General features: G+C 62.3%; 18 protein-coding genes and 1 tRNA gene. 9 read left to right on the forward strand and 10 right to left on the reverse strand.

All coding sequences use genetic code 11. From position 1 onward, the window contains the following. Positions 1 to 273: 273 nt before the first annotated feature. Positions 274 to 1173, forward strand: a complete 900-nt coding sequence (locus tag AC4P1R_RS00325) for an LOG family protein (protein ID WP_069459636.1) — start codon at positions 274 to 276, stop codon at positions 1171 to 1173. A gap of 81 nt (positions 1174 to 1254) precedes the next feature. Here the strand turns inward: AC4P1R_RS00325 and AC4P1R_RS00330 are convergent, their stop codons facing one another. Next, entirely contained in the window at positions 1255 to 1968 is a 714-nt protein-coding gene (locus tag AC4P1R_RS00330) for a pyrimidine 5'-nucleotidase (protein WP_106407885.1), read from the reverse strand. A gap of 104 nt (positions 1969 to 2072) precedes the next feature. Here AC4P1R_RS00330 and AC4P1R_RS00335 point away from each other — a divergent pair, with 104 nt between their 5' ends. Then, positions 2073 to 2984 carry an EamA family transporter gene (locus AC4P1R_RS00335; protein ID WP_069459634.1) on the forward strand — a complete coding sequence of 304 codons (912 nt, stop codon included), beginning with the start codon at positions 2073 to 2075 and terminating at the stop codon, positions 2982 to 2984. Between the two features lie 170 nt (positions 2985 to 3154). Further along, positions 3155 to 3931: an isocitrate lyase/PEP mutase family protein gene (locus AC4P1R_RS00340; protein WP_069459633.1), complete on the forward strand. Its 777-nt coding sequence runs from the start codon at positions 3155 to 3157 to the stop codon at positions 3929 to 3931. 70 nt (positions 3932 to 4001) lie between these two features. Here the strand turns inward: AC4P1R_RS00340 and argB are convergent, their stop codons facing one another. Continuing rightward, a complete protein-coding gene (gene argB, locus AC4P1R_RS00345) occupies positions 4002 to 4889 on the reverse strand; it encodes an acetylglutamate kinase (protein ID WP_069459632.1) in 888 nt (295 codons plus the stop codon). A gap of 267 nt (positions 4890 to 5156) precedes the next feature. On the opposite strand from argB, the gene AC4P1R_RS00350 reads away from it, so the two are divergent. After that, positions 5157 to 5864, forward strand: a complete 708-nt coding sequence (locus tag AC4P1R_RS00350; RefSeq protein WP_492177277.1) for an anti-sigma factor — start codon at positions 5157 to 5159, stop codon at positions 5862 to 5864. Positions 5865 to 5877: 13 nt separating this feature from the next. Here AC4P1R_RS00350 and AC4P1R_RS00355 read toward each other — a convergent pair whose 3' ends face one another. From AC4P1R_RS00355 to rpmH, 5 genes are all read right to left on the reverse strand, one after another. Next, complete coding sequence (locus tag AC4P1R_RS00355) at positions 5878 to 6417, reverse strand: DUF1269 domain-containing protein (protein ID WP_069459630.1); 540 nt, start codon at positions 6415 to 6417, stop codon at positions 5878 to 5880. Between the two features lie 107 nt (positions 6418 to 6524). Then, entirely contained in the window at positions 6525 to 7178 is a 654-nt protein-coding gene (yihA, locus tag AC4P1R_RS00360; protein WP_225191322.1) for a ribosome biogenesis GTP-binding protein YihA/YsxC, read from the reverse strand. A gap of 158 nt (positions 7179 to 7336) precedes the next feature. Next, complete coding sequence (yidC, locus tag AC4P1R_RS00365; protein ID WP_225191323.1) at positions 7337 to 9121, reverse strand: membrane protein insertase YidC; 1785 nt, start codon at positions 9119 to 9121, stop codon at positions 7337 to 7339. Further along, positions 9121 to 9516 (reverse strand): ribonuclease P protein component, encoded by a 396-nt coding sequence (gene rnpA, locus AC4P1R_RS00370; RefSeq protein WP_069459627.1) that lies wholly within the window; start codon positions 9514 to 9516, stop codon positions 9121 to 9123. The genes yidC and rnpA overlap by 1 nt, the downstream gene beginning before the upstream one ends. Before the next feature lie 21 nt (positions 9517 to 9537). Beyond that, complete coding sequence (rpmH, locus tag AC4P1R_RS00375) at positions 9538 to 9672, reverse strand: 50S ribosomal protein L34 (RefSeq protein WP_083265374.1); 135 nt, start codon at positions 9670 to 9672, stop codon at positions 9538 to 9540. A gap of 539 nt (positions 9673 to 10211) precedes the next feature. Between rpmH and AC4P1R_RS00380 the strand changes: the two genes are divergently transcribed. From AC4P1R_RS00380 to AC4P1R_RS00395, 4 genes are all read left to right on the forward strand, one after another. Next, the gene (locus tag AC4P1R_RS00380) at positions 10212 to 11012 is read left to right on the forward strand and encodes a TVP38/TMEM64 family protein (protein WP_225191324.1); all 801 of its coding nucleotides are present in this window, start codon (positions 10212 to 10214) and stop codon (positions 11010 to 11012) included. Between the two features lie 15 nt (positions 11013 to 11027). Continuing rightward, a complete protein-coding gene (locus AC4P1R_RS00385) occupies positions 11028 to 12452 on the forward strand; it encodes an FAD-dependent oxidoreductase (protein WP_225191325.1) in 1425 nt (474 codons plus the stop codon). A 21-nt stretch (positions 12453 to 12473) separates the two neighbouring features. Further along, the gene (locus AC4P1R_RS00390) at positions 12474 to 13955 is read left to right on the forward strand and encodes a sensor histidine kinase (RefSeq protein ID WP_069459625.1); all 1482 of its coding nucleotides are present in this window, start codon (positions 12474 to 12476) and stop codon (positions 13953 to 13955) included. A 148-nt stretch (positions 13956 to 14103) separates the two neighbouring features. After that, a tRNA-Arg gene (locus AC4P1R_RS00395) sits at positions 14104 to 14180 on the forward strand. 217 nt (positions 14181 to 14397) lie between these two features. Here the strand turns inward: AC4P1R_RS00395 and AC4P1R_RS00400 are convergent. Further along, the gene (locus AC4P1R_RS00400; RefSeq protein ID WP_083265373.1) at positions 14398 to 14754 is read right to left on the reverse strand and encodes a GFA family protein; all 357 of its coding nucleotides are present in this window, start codon (positions 14752 to 14754) and stop codon (positions 14398 to 14400) included. On the opposite strand from AC4P1R_RS00400, the gene AC4P1R_RS00405 reads away from it, so the two are divergent. Beyond that, positions 14737 to 15021 carry a hypothetical protein gene (locus tag AC4P1R_RS00405; RefSeq protein ID WP_131820489.1) on the forward strand — a complete coding sequence of 95 codons (285 nt, stop codon included), beginning with the start codon at positions 14737 to 14739 and terminating at the stop codon, positions 15019 to 15021. The genes AC4P1R_RS00400 and AC4P1R_RS00405 overlap by 18 nt on opposite strands. Positions 15022 to 15307: 286 nt before the next feature. Here the strand turns inward: AC4P1R_RS00405 and AC4P1R_RS00410 are convergent, their stop codons facing one another. Further along, positions 15308 to 15781 (reverse strand): aminoacyl-tRNA deacylase, encoded by a 474-nt coding sequence (locus tag AC4P1R_RS00410; RefSeq protein ID WP_069459624.1) that lies wholly within the window; start codon positions 15779 to 15781, stop codon positions 15308 to 15310. 191 nt (positions 15782 to 15972) lie between these two features. Continuing rightward, positions 15973 to 16401 carry a DUF1810 domain-containing protein gene (locus tag AC4P1R_RS00415; RefSeq protein ID WP_069460004.1) on the reverse strand — a complete coding sequence of 143 codons (429 nt, stop codon included), beginning with the start codon at positions 16399 to 16401 and terminating at the stop codon, positions 15973 to 15975. Positions 16402 to 16566 lie beyond the last annotated feature (165 nt).

Raw genomic sequence — 16566 nt, forward strand, 5'->3', positions numbered from 1 at the left:
CATAAATCCCGAAATCGGAATCGATTCAAGGACGGAAATGGAATGGCAATCCAGTGGGGCGTCGCGAGCGACACACGGCAGAAAGACGTATGTTCCCATCGCCTCGGGCAGAAAGTTGAGGACCTTTTACGCCGCTCCTCCACTCTCTTCCACTGGGGGACTTGGCAAGCCTCCCCGTTTCCGGCAGAGAGACCCACTTATGGCTGAGGAGATTTATGAGGGCGTGTCCGGACGAGATGTCGGCTATCCGGAACGCGACGGGAAAGGCGAAACATGGGACGCATGAAAAAGCGAAGCCTTCGCCGCAGAGGCGGGGTCTGGGATCCGCTGGCGGACAGCCAGCAAAGCAGGCAACGCGCCTCCACGGTCCCGCTCACGGCGCAATCCGCTTCGCCGACCTATCGTCTCGCCTATGTCGACGACGATTTCCTGTGCCGTGAGGAATTGCGCCCGGTACGTCTGCAGCTCGAACTATTGAAGACGGAGATGATGCTCGCGGAGCGCGGCATCAACTCTACCATCGTCATGTTCGGAGGCGCGCGGATTCCCGAACCCGGCGGCCCTGCCTGGGCGGCCAAGAACGAAACGCAGCGCAAGAATCTGGAGGCGGCGTCTGTCTATTACACCGAGGCGCGCAAGTTTGCCCGGCTCTGCTCGGAGCAGTCGGCCAAGCTCGGCCACAAGGAGTATGTCGTGGTGACCGGCGGCGGCCCGGGCGTCATGGAGGCGGGAAACCGCGGCGCGGCCGACGCCGGCGCCCCGTCGATCGGCTTCAATATCGTGCTGCCGCACGAGCAGGCGCCGAACAGCTACGTTACGCCCGAACTATCGTTCAATTTCCACTACTTCGCCATCCGCAAGATGCACTTCCTGCTGCGCGCCAGGGCCGTCGCAGTTTTCCCGGGCGGCTTCGGCACGCTCGACGAACTGTTCGAGACGGTGACGCTGATGCAGACGGGGCGCCTGGCGCTCGTGCCGCTCCTGCTCTTCGGCGAAAAATTCTGGCGCTCGATCATCAATTTCCAGGCTCTGGCGGATTTCGGCACGATCGCGCCGAACGATATCGATCTCGTCCACTTCGTCGAAACTGCGGAAGAGGCCTGGGACGTCATCGTGCGCTTCTACGAGACGGTTGACCCGAAGTCGATGCCCATGGCATCGGGCCGGCGATAGAGCATCTTGCAGTCAGGTGGAATCACCTGACGTTGCAAGCCAGGCCAGACGGCTGGAGCGGCAGCTTCTCCGGCTTACTCTTTACACGGTCGCAACGACGCGGCTGAGGAAGCCCGTCAGATCCTCGGTGACGTAGTCGATCTGCTCATCCGCGTCGCTCGACGTCTCCCACGCTTCGACGAATTCATATTCGAGATTGCGCGGCACCAGCAGCACGGTCTTCATGCCAAGTGCCTTCGGGACGACCAGGTTGCGTGGCAGGTCCTCGAACATCACCGCGTTCCGGGTATCCACCCGATGCAGGCTCATGAACTTGTCATAGGTGTCGCCGGCGGGCTTCGGGACGAAATCGGCGGCGACGATATCGAAGATTTCATCGAAATGATCGAGAATGCCGAGGGCGCGCGCCGTCATCTCCGCATGGGCGGTGCTGCCGTTGGTGAAGATGAACTTGCGCCCGGGCAAGGCCCGGATCGCCTCGCCAAGCGCCGGATCCGCGGGAACCACGCTGTAGTCGATCGCGTGTGCCCGCTCGAGAAAGTCGTTCGGATCGACGCCGTGATGGATCATCAGCCCCTGAAGCGTGGTGCCGTGATCGCGGTAATAGGCCTTCTGCAGCTTCTTCGCCTCCGCCGGATCGAGCGACAGCAGTTCTGCCACGTAAGCCGTCATGTTGCGGTCGATCTGGGCGAAGAGATTGACGTGGTGCGGATAGAGCGTGTTGTCGAGATCGAAGACCCAGTCGGTGACATGGGAGAATTCGGCACGGGTGGGCAGGCGATCGAGCTTCTTCATCGCCGCCTTATGGCATGGCCGGCGAGCGAAGGAAAACGGAATTCTTTTTTCGCCACCAATGGCTGGAGATGGATTGCCGCCCCCGCTCGTGCTAGCCCGCCTATATGGAAACCTGGGTTCTCATCACCATCGCCGCGGCATTCCTCCAGAATGTCCGCTCCGCCATGCAGAAACACTTAAAGGGCGTCATGGGAACGACGGGCGCCACTTTCGTACGCTTCGGCTTCGGCCTGCCCTTCGCGCTTTTCTACCTGGCCTTTCTCTACCGGTCGGGGCATGCCTTGCCGGTGCCGGGCGGCACGTTTCTTCTCTGGGCGACCATTGGCGGACTGGCGCAGATCGCGGCCACATTCCTGCTCGTCCACCTGTTCTCCTTCCGCAACTTCGCTGTCGGCACCGCCTATTCCCGTACGGAGCCGGCGCAGGCTGCCCTGTTCGGCCTGCTCTTCCTGGGCGAGAAAGCGAGCCCCGGCGCAGTCGTTGCGATCGCCATTTCCGTCGTCGGCGTTATGCTCATTTCCGTTGCTCGCACCACTTTGAGCATCCGGTCCCTACTAACCTCGGTCTTCAGTCGCACCGCGGGGACTGGTCTGCTCTCCGGCACTTTGTTCGGGCTCTCCGCCGTCTCCTACCGCTCCGCATCGCTGGCGCTGGCGCCGAGCCTGCCCGCTCCCGACTACCTGATGCAGGCAGGCTTTACCTTGAGTTTCGTCATCCTGCTGCAGACGCTCGCGATGCTGGCCTGGATCGTCCTGCGGGAACCGGACGAACTCGGCCGCATTCGCGGCGCATGGAAGCCCGCGGCTCTCGTCGGTTTCGTAGGCGCATCGGCATCGTTCGGCTGGTTTTCGGCAATGACCTTGCAACAGGCGGCGATGGTCAAAGTGGTGGCCCAGGTGGAGATGCTCTTCACCTTCGCCTCGTCCTTCTTCGTCTTCCGCGAATGGATCACCCGGCTCGAACTGATCGGCTGCCTGCTTATCGTGCTCGGCGTGGTGACGCTGCTCGTGCTCTGAGCGGCCGGATTCAGGAAAATGGATGCCCGAATTTCGGCGGACGGCACACGTGCAGGATGCTACAAAGCCGTATGATCTGCCGAACGGCGGCCTTGGCGATCATCGTACGGGGCAAATGGTAGCCGGACTCTATCGCGCCAGTTTTTACTCGTGGTTCAGGAGGATATGTGATGACACAGGAGGAAAGGGCGCTTGCCTTTGCAGCGCTCCACCGCAAGGGTGACCCGATCATTCTCTACAATATCTGGGATGCGGGCAGCGCCCGCTGTGTGGCCGAAGCGGGCGCCAAAGCGCTGGCGACCGGAAGCTGGTCGGTCGCGGCAGCCCATGGCTTTTCCGATGGGCAGAAGATACCGCTCCCGCTGCTGGTCGAGGTCGCCCGCGAAATCCTCGCCGCGACCGATCTCCCGCTTTCGGTGGACTTCGAAGGCGCCTATTCGGAAGATCCGGCGCAGGGGGCCGCCAATGTCGCACAGCTTATCGATGCCGGTGTTATCGGCATCAATTTCGAGGATCAGATCGTCGGCAAAAGCGGCATCCATCCGACCGACAGGCAGGTTGCAAGGATCCGCGCCATTCGCGAAATGGCGGAGCGCCAGAGCGTTTCGCTGTTCATCAACGCCCGCACCGATCTCTTCCTGAAGGAAAGCGACGAGACCCGCCACGGGGATCTCATCAACGAGGCGATCACCCGCGCCAGGGCCTATGCAGGCGCGGGCGCCAGCGGCTTCTTCGCGCCGGGACTGGCCGATGCCGACCTGATCGGCCGGCTGTGCGCGGCCTCCCCGCTGCCGGTGAACGTGATGATGAAGCCCGACGCGCCGGACGTTTCCACGCTCGCCGCCGCCGGCGTCGGCCGCATCAGCTACGGTCCGTTCCCCTATCGGGCGATGGTCGCCTGGCTGCGCGCAGAGGCGGAGAAGGTCTATGGGGGTGGAGGAAAATAGACTGATTCCCCAGGCGAATTTTATAGGTCCTGACCCTAGATCCTGCAGCCGATGCCGAAGCGGCGCCCTGCTACGGCACGATCAGCGTGCCGGCGCCGCGTTCGGTGAAGATTTCCAGGAGTACGGCGTGTGCGGTCTTGCCGTTGAGGATGACCACGCCCTGCACGCCGGCCTTGATCGCGTCGATGCAGGTCTCGACCTTCGGAATCATGCCGCCGGATATCGTGCCGTCGGCGATCAGTCCGCGCGCTTCGGCGACCGAGAGCTCCTTGATGAGCTCGCCGTTCCTGTTGAGAACGCCGGGCACATCCGTCAGGAACAGAAGGCGCGTCGCGTTTAGTGCGCCGGCGATTGCGCCGGCGAAGGTATCGGCATTGATGTTGTAGGTATGGCCGTCGCGGCCGGGGGCGACCGGCGCGATGACCGGGATCATCTCGGAGCGTGCGAGCAGATCGAGCAGTGTACGGTCCACTTCGACCACGTCGCCGACGAAGCCGAGATCGAGCACGCGCTCGATGTTCGAGTCCGGATCGCGGATGGTCTTCTTGGCCTTTTCCGCAAAGACCATGTTGCCGTCCTTGCCGCAAAGGCCGATCGCCCATTCGCCGGTCTGGTTGATCAGCGCGACGATCTCCTTGTTGATCGAGCCCGCAAGCACCATTTCGACGATCTCGACGGTCTTCTGATCGGTGACGCGAAGCCCGCCTTCGAATTTCGATTCGATGCCCATCTTGTTCAGCATGGCACCGATCTGGGGACCGCCCCCATGGACGACGATCGGATTGACGCCGGACTGCTTCAAGAGCGCGACGTCGCTGGCGAAGGCCCGGCCGAGTTCGGGATTGCCCATCGCATGCCCGCCATACTTCACGACGATCGTCTTGTTCTCGTAGCGCTGCATATAGGGCAGGGCCTGCGCGAGCAGGCGTGCCTGGATTTCACTTTCTGATGCGGACATGGCGGACCCTCGAAACAAACCGGCTGCTGTTTAGCGCAAACTTATGGCGGATGGAATGATCCCGGCGCAACATAACGCCGTAATGACGGCCGTGGAATGGCGCCTGCCAGCACCATTGCCTGCCTGCGGGCGGGGGTCGAGACCTCGAATCGAGATCAGCCGAAATCCCATTGGAACACGATTGACGGGGCTCATGATTTGACTGATCCTGCCTTGCATGCGGAAAATCGGGCACGGCCTCCGGATATCGAGAGAGTGCATGGAGCGATGACGACGCAGAAGCCCGAAAGCGGGGATTCCCGCCGCGATGAAGTAATCGCGGGGGAATACGTGCTGGGCGTTCTATCCGACGAAGACCGCCGGAAGGTCGAGGCGCGCATGGCCTCGGATAGTGATTTTGCGGCCATGGTCATCCGCTGGCAGAATAATCTCGCTTCCTTCGACGACGCCTACGAACAGGTCGCCTGTTCCGTGCGCGGATCGGCACCGGGCGAGCAGGCGATAGTCGACACGCCACAGCGCCCGCCCGGTCTGTGGCAGTCGCTGCCTCTCTGGCGCAGCCTCGCGCTTGCATCGCTCGCCGCAGTCGTTGTTCTTGCCGCCTCCTCGGTCGGCCTTTTCGGCGGGGGTACGGGCGGAGCGTCGCTGGTGGCTGACCTTTCCGGAGAAGGCAACGCCATCGACCTTGTCGCACGCTTCGATCCCGCATCCGGACGCCTGATGGTGACCCCGGTTGCCGCCAGTCAGACGGAAGAAAAGGCTCTGGAACTCTGGTTGATCAGAGGCACTGCCCCGGCGGTCTCGCTTGGCGTGCTGCCACAATCCGGCGAAGGGGAAATCCCGCTGTCGTCGGGCGACCGCGGCAAGGTCACCTCGGGCGCCACACTCGCCGTCAGTGTCGAGCCGCCCGGCGGATCGCCGACCGGCTCGCCCAGCGGCGCGGTCATTGCCCGCGGGACCGTGCGTTATCGCTGACTTAGCCGCGTTTTCAAAAAGTGCCCGGCTGCGGCGACGGCGTCTGCGCGTCCATGAGTGCCGCCTGCAGCTTCTGTTCCTGCTCCGGCGAAAGCGATGTCTTGAGGACGCGGCCGCGCAGCCCAGACAATTCTGCAAGCACTTTTTCCGGCTGCACCTTGCGCACCAGAATGAAAAGAGCCGAGGAATTGTTCGGGATGGTATTGCCGAGCGACTTGATGAAGTTGTCGTCGATGCCGTAGTCGACAAGCGATCCGGAGAGGGCGCCGGCACCGGCGCCGAGCGCGCCGCCGATCGCAAAGCCGGCGAGGGGGTTCAGGAACAGCAGCCCGACGAGTCCACCCCAGAGCGAGCCGGAAAGAAGGCCCGATGTTGCCCCGGCGGCCGTGAGGTTGAAGCTCTGCTTAAGATGTACTTTGCCGTCGGCGTCGCGCACGACGACGACCGCATCTTCGAGGTCGATCAGATATTCCTTCCTGAGGCTGCTGAGCTTCAAGAGAACCTTGTCGGCCTCTTCCGTCGAATCGAATCCTATGACGATCAAATCGGACATCTCTTCCTCCTGCTCTTGAGACGACGAATCAACGTCGCCAGCCGGAGATAGGGCGGCTCTAGGGCCAGTGAAGATGTCCGGAATGCTTCAGGTGTCGGGCGACCCGGTCAGCGCGCGACGGCAAGATCGATCGCGGCGCGCAGCTCCTCTATGCCGGCGCCTTTCTCCGAGGATGTCGACAGCACCTCCGGATAGGCGGCCGGACGCTTCTTGATCTTTTCGAGCGTTTCGGCGACGAGCGGCGGCACCCCGGCTGCCTTGATCTTGTCGGTCTTGGTGAGCACGATCTGGTAGGAGACCGCCGCCTTGTCGAGAAGCGACAATACCTCCTCGTCGTTCTTCTTAATGCCGTGGCGGGCATCGATCAGCACATAGACGCGCTTCAGCGTCGCACGACCGCGCAGATAATCGAAGACGAGTTTTGTCCAGGCGTCGACCTGTTCCTTGGGCGCCTGGGCATAGCCGTAGCCTGGCATGTCGACGAGTGCGATCGGCGGGAGGTCGCCGGCCTCTCCGGAATAGCCATCCGGCACGAAATAGTTGAGCTCCTGCGTGCGTCCCGGCGTGTTGGAGGTACGCGCAAGTCCCTTCTGGCCGACGAGCGCATTGATCAGCGACGACTTGCCGACGTTGGAGCGGCCGGCAAAGGCGATCTCCGTCGGACCCTCGGGCGGCAGGAATTTCATCGACGGAACGCCGCGGATGAATATCCACGGCCGACCGAAGGTGGCGGCGACGTTCCGGTTGCTGTTTTCGGTCATGTCCAGACATTCCTTATTGCCCAGTCGGGATCAGGCTTTTGGCGCCGCTTGTCAAGCGTGGCGGGCCGCTCGCATGGTTTCGGACAGAGCGCGCCGGCAGGACAAAAAAGCCCCGGATGACTTTCGTTCCGGGGCTTCGAGGCGAAGTGGGCTGCCGGCTATTCCGCCGGCTTGGGTCTCTTCGAAAACAGCGACTTCAGATTGTCGAAGAGCTCGATCCTCACGCCTTGGCGCTTCATGATGATCGACTGCTGGATGATCGACAGCAGGTTATTCCAGGCCCAATAGATCACCAGTCCGGCGGGGAACGACGCCAGCATGAAGGTGAATACCACCGGCATCCAGGTGAACAGCATTGCCTGGGTCGGGTCCGGAGGCGTCGGGTTCATGCGCATCTGCAGGAACATGGTGATGCCCATCAGGATCGGCCAGACGCCGAGATGCAGGAAGACAGGCACGTCGTAAGGCAGCAGTCCGAAGAGGTTGAAGATCGTCGTCGGATCCGGCGCGGAAAGGTCCTGGATCCAGCCGAAGAAAGGTGCATGGCGCATCTCGATGGTGACATAGATCACCTTGTAGAGCGCGAAGAACACCGGAATCTGGATGAGGATCGGCCAGCAACCCGCCAGAGGATTGATCTTCTCATCCTTGTAGAGCTGCATCATCGCCTGCTGCAGCCCCATGCGGTCGTCGCCGAACTTCTTCTTCAGTTCCTCCATCTTCGGCTGGACCTTCTTCATATTCGCCATCGAGGCATATTGCTTGTTGGCGAGAGGGAAGAAGATCAGCTTGACCACGATCGTGGTGATCAGGATCGCGATGCCGAAATTGCCGAAAAGACGGAAGAAGAAGTCCATCATCTTGAACATCGGCTTTGTGATGAAGTAGAACCAGCCCCAGTCGATCAGCTTGTCGAAATTCGGGATCGAATAGGCGACTTCGTAATTGTCGACGACCGGGACTTCCTTGGCGCCCGCAAAGACGAGGTTTTTGACCTCTGCCGACTGGCCTCCAGCGACGGTGATCGTATCGCTCTTATAGTCGCTCTGGTAGCGGGCCCGGCCGTCCGTGAAATGCGAGAAACGCGTGTCGAAGGGCGTCTCCTGTGGTGGGACGATCGTGGCTGCCCAGTACTTGTCGGTGATGCCGAGCCAGCCGCCTGTCGACTTGCCGGGCTCGATGGTGGTTTCGTCCTCGGCGTCCGAATAGTCGACCTCCCGCAGACTGTCGCCGGTTACGCCGACGAATCCCTCGTGCAGGACATAGATGCTCGGCGTCGCCGGCTTGTTGAAGCGGGTGATGCGGCCGTAGGAGGAAAGCGAGATCGGCGCGGCGCTGTCGTTTTTGATGCTGTCGACCACCTCGAACATGTAGCGATCGTCGACCGAGATCGTCCGGGCGAAGGTGACGCCCTTATCATTCGTATAGGTGAGCGTTACCGGCGTCGCGGGTGTCAGCTTGTCGCCGCGGGAGAGCGTCCAGACCGTCTGCGGTCCGGGTACCGCTCCCGTCGCGTCGCTGCCGATGTAGCCGAGTTCGGTGAAGTAGCCGTCCGCCGTTTCAGCAGGGCTGAAGAGCGTGATGATCGGGCTCTTCGGATCGACGGTTTCACGATAGCCCTTGAGCTTCAGGTCGTCGAAGCGTGCGCCGGTCAGGTTGATGGAGCCGGCAAGGGCAGGCGTGTCGATCGCAATGCGCGCGGACTTGGCGACCGCCTGTTCGCGGCTTTCGCCAGCGCCCGGAATGGCGCCGCCGGGCAGGGCTTGTCCCGGTGCCGCCTGCTGGCCGCCCTGCTGAGCTTCAATCTGCTGCGCCTGCTGCTGCGCCTGTTCCGCGGCAATGCGGTCCTTCTCGATCCTCGGATTGACATAGAAGAACTGCCAAGCAACGAGGATCAGTACGGACAGGGCAATCGCCACGAAATAATTGCGGTTGTTTTCCATCATGCTTTCCTGGAACCGGCTGGCGGCCGTTTCGGTTTCGGCTTGCTTTCGATGCGATCCTCGAGCGCCCGAGTCAATGCGTCAAAAGGAGCATTCAGGAGATCGCGTCGGGCGACAATCACATAGTCGTGTCCGGGTTTCATTGCAAACCCGGCGGTAAGCCGCACGGCTTCCTTTAACCGTCGACGCATACGATTGCGCTCGACGGCGTTGCCGTGTTTCTTGGTGACGGTAAAGCCGACACGGGGCTGCGCTTCCGGATCATCCCTGTCGAGCACTTCGAGGAGGAACATCGGCCCTTTGCGACTTTCTCCAGCCCTGACGGCCAAAAACTGCGGACGGCTTTTCAGCCGTCCGACAGGAAGCTTGTGTCTGTCTGTCATATGCCCGCACATGTGGATTCGGGCAGGCTCGGCTCAGGCCGAGAGACGCTTGCGGCCACGGGCCCGGCGGGCTCCGAGAACCTTGCGGCCACCCTTGGTAGCCATACGTGCACGGAAGCCGTGACGGCGCTTGCGAACAAGCTTGGACGGTTGGTAGGTACGCTTCATTTATTTAAATACCGCGGTGTGCGGCCCTTCTTGAGTTTGCATTATGCAAGGAGCGTTTACGTTACGGGCATAGCTCCGCCCCGGGGCGGTATGACCGAACGTGGCGGCTTATAGGGACAAAAGCCCGGCAAAGTCAATTCCCGCCGGTGGCCGACGATGCGCCCCGGCTGACTGGCATCGGCTTCTGCCGGCGGCGCAAGACACCGGAAGCGCCTCGGATCTTGCGGATCGAGAACATCTTCCTGGCCGGCGAAACGGACTGACCCCTTTTGTCGCCGCTTGGCCGGATAATGGGAACGGTGGCGCGTGCTTTCGGCGGTGGTTGGACGCCGTCGGCCGCGACCAAGGGCAGCAGTTCTGATCGGCTGGCCTCGCGTCTCTTCGATTTGCCGGAGCCGCCGATCCACAGGACCGGCCGCTTCCGCCGTCTCACGGCAAAGTGACTTGTTCCGCCCGCCCGTTCGCGCTGTCTTCGAGGGTACGGATCATTCATCCGCTTCCATTCATGGCGGGCGGACCTCGCCGAAGGCAAAACCGAAATGGGCCCTGAACTGAGCGACGGCGCGGAAGACGAAGCCTCCGTGAACGCATCGCCGAGCCGGACTGGCGGCGAAGCCGGCGGCGGTCGCTCGCCGTGGCGCTTCGCGCCGTTTGCGCTGCTCGTCGCTGGCGGAGTGGCCTGCTATACACTGGGCCTCCCGCGATACTTGACGCTGTCGGCGTTGGTCGACCACAGCGAGGCGCTCAGCGCCTATGTCGGCGCCTATCCTGTTCGATCGGCGCTCACCTTCTTTTCCGTCTATGTCATCGTTGTGGTCTTCTCGATTCCCGCGGCATCGGTGCTGACGATTACCGCCGGCTTTCTGTTCGGCTGCCTTCTTGGAAGCGTCATCGCGATCGCCGCCGCTTCCCTGGGGGCCTGCCTTCTGTTTGTGGCGGCACGCGGAGCCCTGAGAGACCTGCTGCGACGGCGCGCCGGGCGCTTCATCGAGCGCCTTGCCGCCGGCTTTCGCCGCGATGCCTTCCATTACCTGCTGATCCTGCGCCTCGTGCCGGTTTTTCCCTTCTTCATCGTCAATATCGCGCCGGCCTTCTTCGACGTGAAGCTGCGCACCTTTGCCGCGGCGACCCTTCTCGGCATCGTGCCCGGCACCTTCGCCTATGCCTGGCTCGGCTGCGGTCTTGACGAGGTGATCGCCCATGCGGCGGCAGGCGCGCGCGCGTTGTCTCCGTCGGATTTCGCGACACGACACATTTCTCTGGCGCTTCTCGCGCTGGCGCTGATTGCGGCGCTGCCTCTCGTCTACAGGCGAATACAGCTGCGCCGGAGGGAAAACTGACGTGGGGCATGGAGCGTGGCAAGGATACTCAAACCGGACATTTGCGTGATCGGCGGCGGCGCCGCCGGCCTTTCCGTGGCCGCGGGCGCGGCCGCCTTCGGCGTGCCGGTCGTTCTCATCGAGCACGGCAAGATGGGCGGCGACTGCCTGAATTACGGCTGTGTGCCCTCCAAGGCGCTGATCGCGACGGCGAAACATGCGCAGGCCATCCGCAAGGCCGGAGCGTTCGGTCTCGTTGCCGCGGAGCCGGTCGGCGATAACGAACGGCTCAAGGACCGGATCAGCCGGGTCATCGCAGACATTGCACCGCATGATTCCGTCGAGCGGTTCACGAGCCTCGGCGTCGAGGTGATTACGGAGACGGCGCGGTTCGTCGACGAGCGGACTCTGGCGGCCGGCGACTGCCTCGTCCGGGCCCGGCGCTTCGTCATCGCCACGGGTTCCTCGCCCGCCATTCCCGCGATTACGGGTCTCGCGGAGACGCCATTCCTCACCAACGAGACGCTGTTCGAGCTGGAACAGGTACCCCGCCATCTAATCGTCATCGGCGCCGGCCCGGTGGGACTGGAGATGGCGCAGGCCTATTGCCGGCTGGGTGCGCGCGTGACCGTCATCGAGGGCGCTACGGCGCTCGCGAAGGAAGATCCGGAACTGAAGGCGATCGTGCTCGACGCGCTGCGCGCCGAGGGTGTCGTCCTCCACCAGCGAACGACGATCCATTCCGTGACGAGCAGCGAGGACGGCGTAATTTTGCGCTGCGAAGATCAAAGCGGAAGCCTCGATATCAAAGGCAACCACCTTTTGCTCGCGACCGGCCGCACTGCCAATCACGATTCGCTCAATCTCGCCGCCGCGGGCATTCGGCATGATGCCGCGCGCATCGAAATCGGCGCGAATCTGCGCACCAGCAACCCTCGGGTGTATGCGATCGGCGATGCGGCTGGCGGCCAGCAATTCACCCATGCCGCCGGCTACCATGCGCGGCTTGTCCTGCAACAGATCCTCTTCCGGCTGCCGGCACGAGAGATCCGCGCCATGATACCGCGGGTCACCTTCACTGATCCGGAGCTCGCCCATGCCGGCCTGACGGAAGAGGAGGCGCGGGAGAAGTCCGGAAGCGTTGACGTCGTTCGCTGCGATTATTCAGCCAATGACCGTGTTCGCATCGATGGCCTTGGATGCGGACAGATGAAGCTGGTGATCGGCCGACGCGGACGGATTCTCGGCGCCGGCATCGCCGGGGCAGGGGCGGGGGAAATGATCGACATCTGGGCCCTTGCCATTGCCAACCGTTTGACGCTCAAGAGCTTCCGCGACCATGTAGCACCCTATCCCACCCTTTCCGAGATTGGAAAACAGGCAGCGATCTCCTATTATTCTCCCATGGCACGAAATCGCTTCGTCCGCACCGCAATCCGCATCTTGCGGCGCTTCGGCTGACGGCAGGGAAATTCTTCAAGCATGATAGAAGAGGCACGCCACGAGAATGCGACGGCGCCGCCCCGCGCGGCCGTCGGTTTTCTGCGCGGGCTCTCCGGCAAGCTGCTTCTGCTGACGGTCGCCTTCGTCATGCTCGCGGAAGTGCTGATCTTCGTGCCCTCCGTCGCCAATATGCGTATCCGCTGGCTTGAGGATCGGCTGAACACCGTCGCGGCCGCGGCCGTCGTCGTCGACGGTTTGCAGAACATCGAGCTGCCGCGCGCCGTGCAGCGCGAGACGTTGATGGCAACCGGCACCAAGGCGATCGTCATCCGACGCAAGGATGCGTCGCGGATGATCGCCAGCGTGGATATGCCGCCTCAAGTCGACGGCGAATACGACATCGCCAATCTCACGGCGCTCGGCGCGGTGCGCGACGCTTTCGACACGCTGCTTTTCGGCGGCCATCGCATCATGCGTGTCTATGGACCGCTCGGCGAAAGCGATGCGACCATTGAACTGGTGATGAAGGATGCGGGCCTGCGCAAGGCGATGCTCGTTTATTCGCGCAACGTTTTCCTGCTGTCGATCGTCATCTCGCTGATCACGGCATCGCTGATCTTTCTCGCGATCAACCGCATGCTGATACTGCCGATCAGGCGCCTGACGACGAGCATGCAGGAATTCTCCGGCGAGCCATCGAACCCCGAACGCATCCTCGTACCGCCCGAGGGCGGGGACGAACTGGCGGTCGCCGGCCAGCACCTCGCCAGCATGCAGCGCGAGTTGCAGAGAACTTTGAAGCAGCAGAAAAGCCTCGCCGAACTCGGCCTGGCCGTTTCGAAGATCAATCACGACATGCGCAACATCCTGTCCTCGGCGCAGTTGATATCGGACCGGCTTGCCGATGTCGATGATCCGGTCGTGAAGCGTTTTGCACCGACATTGCTGAGGACCATCGACCGCGCGGTCGGCTACACGCAGGAAGTCCTTTCCTATGGACGCACCGCGGAAGCAGAGCCGCGCCGTCGCTTCGTCGCGCTTCGCCCGCTCGTCGACGATGTCTCGGAACTCCTGGCGATCGATGGCCAAAGCGGCATCGAATTCCAAAACCAGGTTCGCGACGACGTTATGGTGGATGCGGACAGCGAGCAGCTTTTCCGGGTCATCCACAATATCTGCCGCAATGCGGTCGAAGCGCTGGCGAACCACGAGCCGGAGGATGGGCGCGGTCGGGCGATCTGCGTTTCGGCGGTCCGAACGGGCAGCGTGGTGACGATCTCGATCGACGATACGGGGCCCGGCATGCCGGCAAGGGCTCGCGAAAACCTGTTCGCCGCCTTTCGCGGCTCGGCCCGCTCCGGCGGCACGGGGCTCGGCCTTGCAATTGCCCGCGAATTGGTGCTCGCCCATGGCGGTACGATCGCGCTCGTGGAGAAGCCGACACCCGGCACGCTCTTCCGCATAGAGTTGCCGGACCGCCCCGTCCGCCTCGACGCATTCCGCGCGAAAGGACGCTCTTGAGCCTCGGCTTTGCCGGACCCGGTAAAGGCGCCGGGATGCGCGAGCCTGACCGTCGCAAAATGAAATTTTTCCCGAAAGGTGCTTGCAATCCCCGAAAGGACGCTTTAGAGGATCGCCACGCAAGCGGTGGTCACCGCTTCCAAGACACGCACCCGTAGCTCAGCTGGATAGAGCACCAGACTACGAATCTGGGGGTCAGGAGTTCGAATCTCTTCGGGTGCGCCATTTCTCCAGCATGCCAGAACAAAGATGGGCACCTTGGCCCGCTGTTAACGGCTGCGTTCATTCTGGCGAAGGCCAACGCACCGTAGATGTCCCCTATCTTAGCTAGCGGTCATCGCGTCTTCGGGAACTGTCCGACAAACCCAAGAGCAAGCGCACCGATGAACAGCATGGCCGTCGCGATTGTCATCGTGACCCGCCGCTCTTGTTCACGGCTTCGCTAGCACCGCTCCTCTGGGATCGTTGCGAAAGCAGGCAAGGTCGGGTCCAACCTGTCCCATGATGGTGCCCGACTGGCATAAACGATCATCTGCGGCTTGGCGATTTCAGGATCATCGAGCGCAGACGCCCGGACGAACACCATTCCTGGCATGGCAGAATTCTTCGACAGCAGCGGAGAACCGCAGGTGCCGCAAAATCCACGGCTTACGAGATTGCCGCTGTCAGCGGAGCGGTCGTAGAAGGTCAGTTTGCCGGTGACCGTGAACGCCGTCTCAGGCACCATCGCGTGTATGCTATGCGCGGTGCCGCTCGATCTGCGACAATCGGTGCAATAACAATGGCCCACCAGTTGCATCGCCGCTCGGCTCTCGAATCGGACAGCACCGCACAAGCAGCCGCCCCGGACACTGCCGAGCGTGTTGTCAGTGACAGCCGGCAGATCCGCTACGCACCCACTCCGAAGGGCCGCGCGCTCCTCCCCGTTCTCGTCGAATTGGCTTATTGGGGCGCCAAGCACGATCCGCAAACTGCGGCGCCGGAGGCGTTCGTGCGTGCCTACGAAACGAACCGGGGCGGACTGATTCAATCGATCGAGACAGGCGCGGACCCTTCGGAAGGTTGACCCGGCGCAGGACGTCCTTAACCGGTCTCCGCAAACACGGGTCTATTGTTGCTTCCCCGTCCGGGATTGACCAAAGGCGCTCGTGACAGCCCAATCATGGCGTCCCCACAATGGCATGGCAGTGCCCAGCTTCATCCTCTCCGGTGCGCCACTCTTCTTCAAGCGTGCACGAAATTCGCCAAAGGGTGCTGGCTGCCTTGCGCTTTGTCACAAAGGCCGCTCTCCACCTCTTCCCGGATCGATGTCGATCGGAAGAGGTGGTGCAATAGATCCCGCCTGTTCCGCGTCAGACCGATGGATGGCTGAAGCGGGCGACTTGCGCATCCTTCATCAGGTTGCGGAAATTGGTGCCGCTCATATGCACCAGCGTCCGGTGATCGCCGCCTTCGAAATAGACATCGCTCGCCCGGTCGAGGCTTTCGTCGAGTATGACCGGTACACCATAGGCCGATCCGATCGGCGGCACCGCGCCGATTTCGCAGTCGGAGAAAAGCGAACTGACCTCATCCTCTGAGGCGAGGCCCAAGCGCCTGTTCATGACGTCCTGCAACGTCGAGAGCTCGACGCGATGCGAGGCGGGAACGACGGCCAGTACATAGCCCATTTCGTGGTGCACGACCACGGACTTGGCCAGCCTGCTGCCCGGAACATGGGCGGCCTCGGCGGTCTGGCTCGATGTTGCGGTACGGTGATGCGCGACGGTGTCGTAGCTGACCCCTTCGCTGTCGATATAGTCCTGGAGTTTCTTAGCGATCGTCATCTTAGTCGCCCCTTCTGATAAGTCGCGACGCGTGCAACCATTCTGCCCTGATCGCCCTGGAAGTCAACGATGAATGGGTCGGAACGCCGGCGCTGGGTTGGTCGGGAGTTATCGGATCCACGGATAGATGCGCCAGCGGCATCGGCCCCGTTCGTTGTCTCGCAGACGTCGCTGCGTCGCAGGGGGCGGCCTCATTTTCCGGCAAGGATGTCGATCGTCCGGGCATCCCGTATTCCTTCGAAATAGCGCTCCAGTGCCCGGGCGAAGGCGCCGACGGTCGGGGCTGCGGCCTCGAAAAGGGTCATCGACGAGCGAAATTTGAGATCGTCCGGCCTGCCGAAGATCTCGAGGGCGCCGCGTCCCTTGAGGGCGTTGACCGCTTCGGTGCACTCCAGGATACGGCGGCCGAGAAGCGGGTGCCGCAGATAGGCGATGGCCTCGTCCATGCTCGAGAGCGCGTAATATTGTGCTGTCGGCGAATGGCCGAGGCCCTGGATCTGCGGAAAGATGAACCACATCCAGTGGCTTCTCTTGGCACCGGCCCGAAGTTCCGCCAGCGCAATGTCGTATACGCCCTCTTGCGCTTCGAGGAATCGTTCGAGATCGAAGGCCTCGCTCATGGTTGCAGTCCTGGCGCCGGTCACCACGCGCCCACTCTGCCTCTCGGCAGCGGCTGTCGATGCGGCTCCGATTTTCATCACCGCTGACGACCATGAACCTTGATCAGCCGCTCGTAAAGGTCGGCAATGGCGGCCTCAGCGCATCGGGATTGGCGACGGAAACGG

The organism is Sinorhizobium sp. Y406 (assembly GCF_058732025.1).

Coding starts and splice junctions, on each gene's coding strand:
- AC4P1R_RS00325 (WP_069459636.1), top strand. CDS start 274: ATGGGACGCATGAAAAAGCGAAGCCTTCGCCGCAGAGGCGGGGTCTGG.
- AC4P1R_RS00330 (WP_106407885.1), bottom strand. CDS start 1,968: ATGAAGAAGCTCGATCGCCTGCCCACCCGTGCCGAATTCTCCCATGTC.
- AC4P1R_RS00335 (WP_069459634.1), top strand. CDS start 2,073: ATGGAAACCTGGGTTCTCATCACCATCGCCGCGGCATTCCTCCAGAAT.
- AC4P1R_RS00340 (WP_069459633.1), top strand. CDS start 3,155: ATGACACAGGAGGAAAGGGCGCTTGCCTTTGCAGCGCTCCACCGCAAG.
- argB (WP_069459632.1), bottom strand. CDS start 4,889: ATGTCCGCATCAGAAAGTGAAATCCAGGCACGCCTGCTCGCGCAGGCC.
- AC4P1R_RS00350 (WP_492177277.1), top strand. CDS start 5,157: ATGACGACGCAGAAGCCCGAAAGCGGGGATTCCCGCCGCGATGAAGTA.
- AC4P1R_RS00355 (WP_069459630.1), bottom strand. CDS start 6,417: ATGTCCGATTTGATCGTCATAGGATTCGATTCGACGGAAGAGGCCGAC.
- yihA (WP_225191322.1), bottom strand. CDS start 7,178: ATGACCGAAAACAGCAACCGGAACGTCGCCGCCACCTTCGGTCGGCCG.
- yidC (WP_225191323.1), bottom strand. CDS start 9,121: ATGGAAAACAACCGCAATTATTTCGTGGCGATTGCCCTGTCCGTACTG.
- rnpA (WP_069459627.1), bottom strand. CDS start 9,516: ATGTGCGGGCATATGACAGACAGACACAAGCTTCCTGTCGGACGGCTG.
- rpmH (WP_083265374.1), bottom strand. CDS start 9,672: ATGAAGCGTACCTACCAACCGTCCAAGCTTGTTCGCAAGCGCCGTCAC.
- AC4P1R_RS00380 (WP_225191324.1), top strand. CDS start 10,212: ATGGGCCCTGAACTGAGCGACGGCGCGGAAGACGAAGCCTCCGTGAAC.
- AC4P1R_RS00390 (WP_069459625.1), top strand. CDS start 12,474: ATGATAGAAGAGGCACGCCACGAGAATGCGACGGCGCCGCCCCGCGCG.
- AC4P1R_RS00405 (WP_131820489.1), top strand. CDS start 14,737: ATGGCCCACCAGTTGCATCGCCGCTCGGCTCTCGAATCGGACAGCACC.
- AC4P1R_RS00400 (WP_083265373.1), bottom strand. CDS start 14,754: ATGCAACTGGTGGGCCATTGTTATTGCACCGATTGTCGCAGATCGAGC.
- AC4P1R_RS00410 (WP_069459624.1), bottom strand. CDS start 15,781: ATGACGATCGCTAAGAAACTCCAGGACTATATCGACAGCGAAGGGGTC.
- AC4P1R_RS00415 (WP_069460004.1), bottom strand. CDS start 16,401: ATGAGCGAGGCCTTCGATCTCGAACGATTCCTCGAAGCGCAAGAGGGC.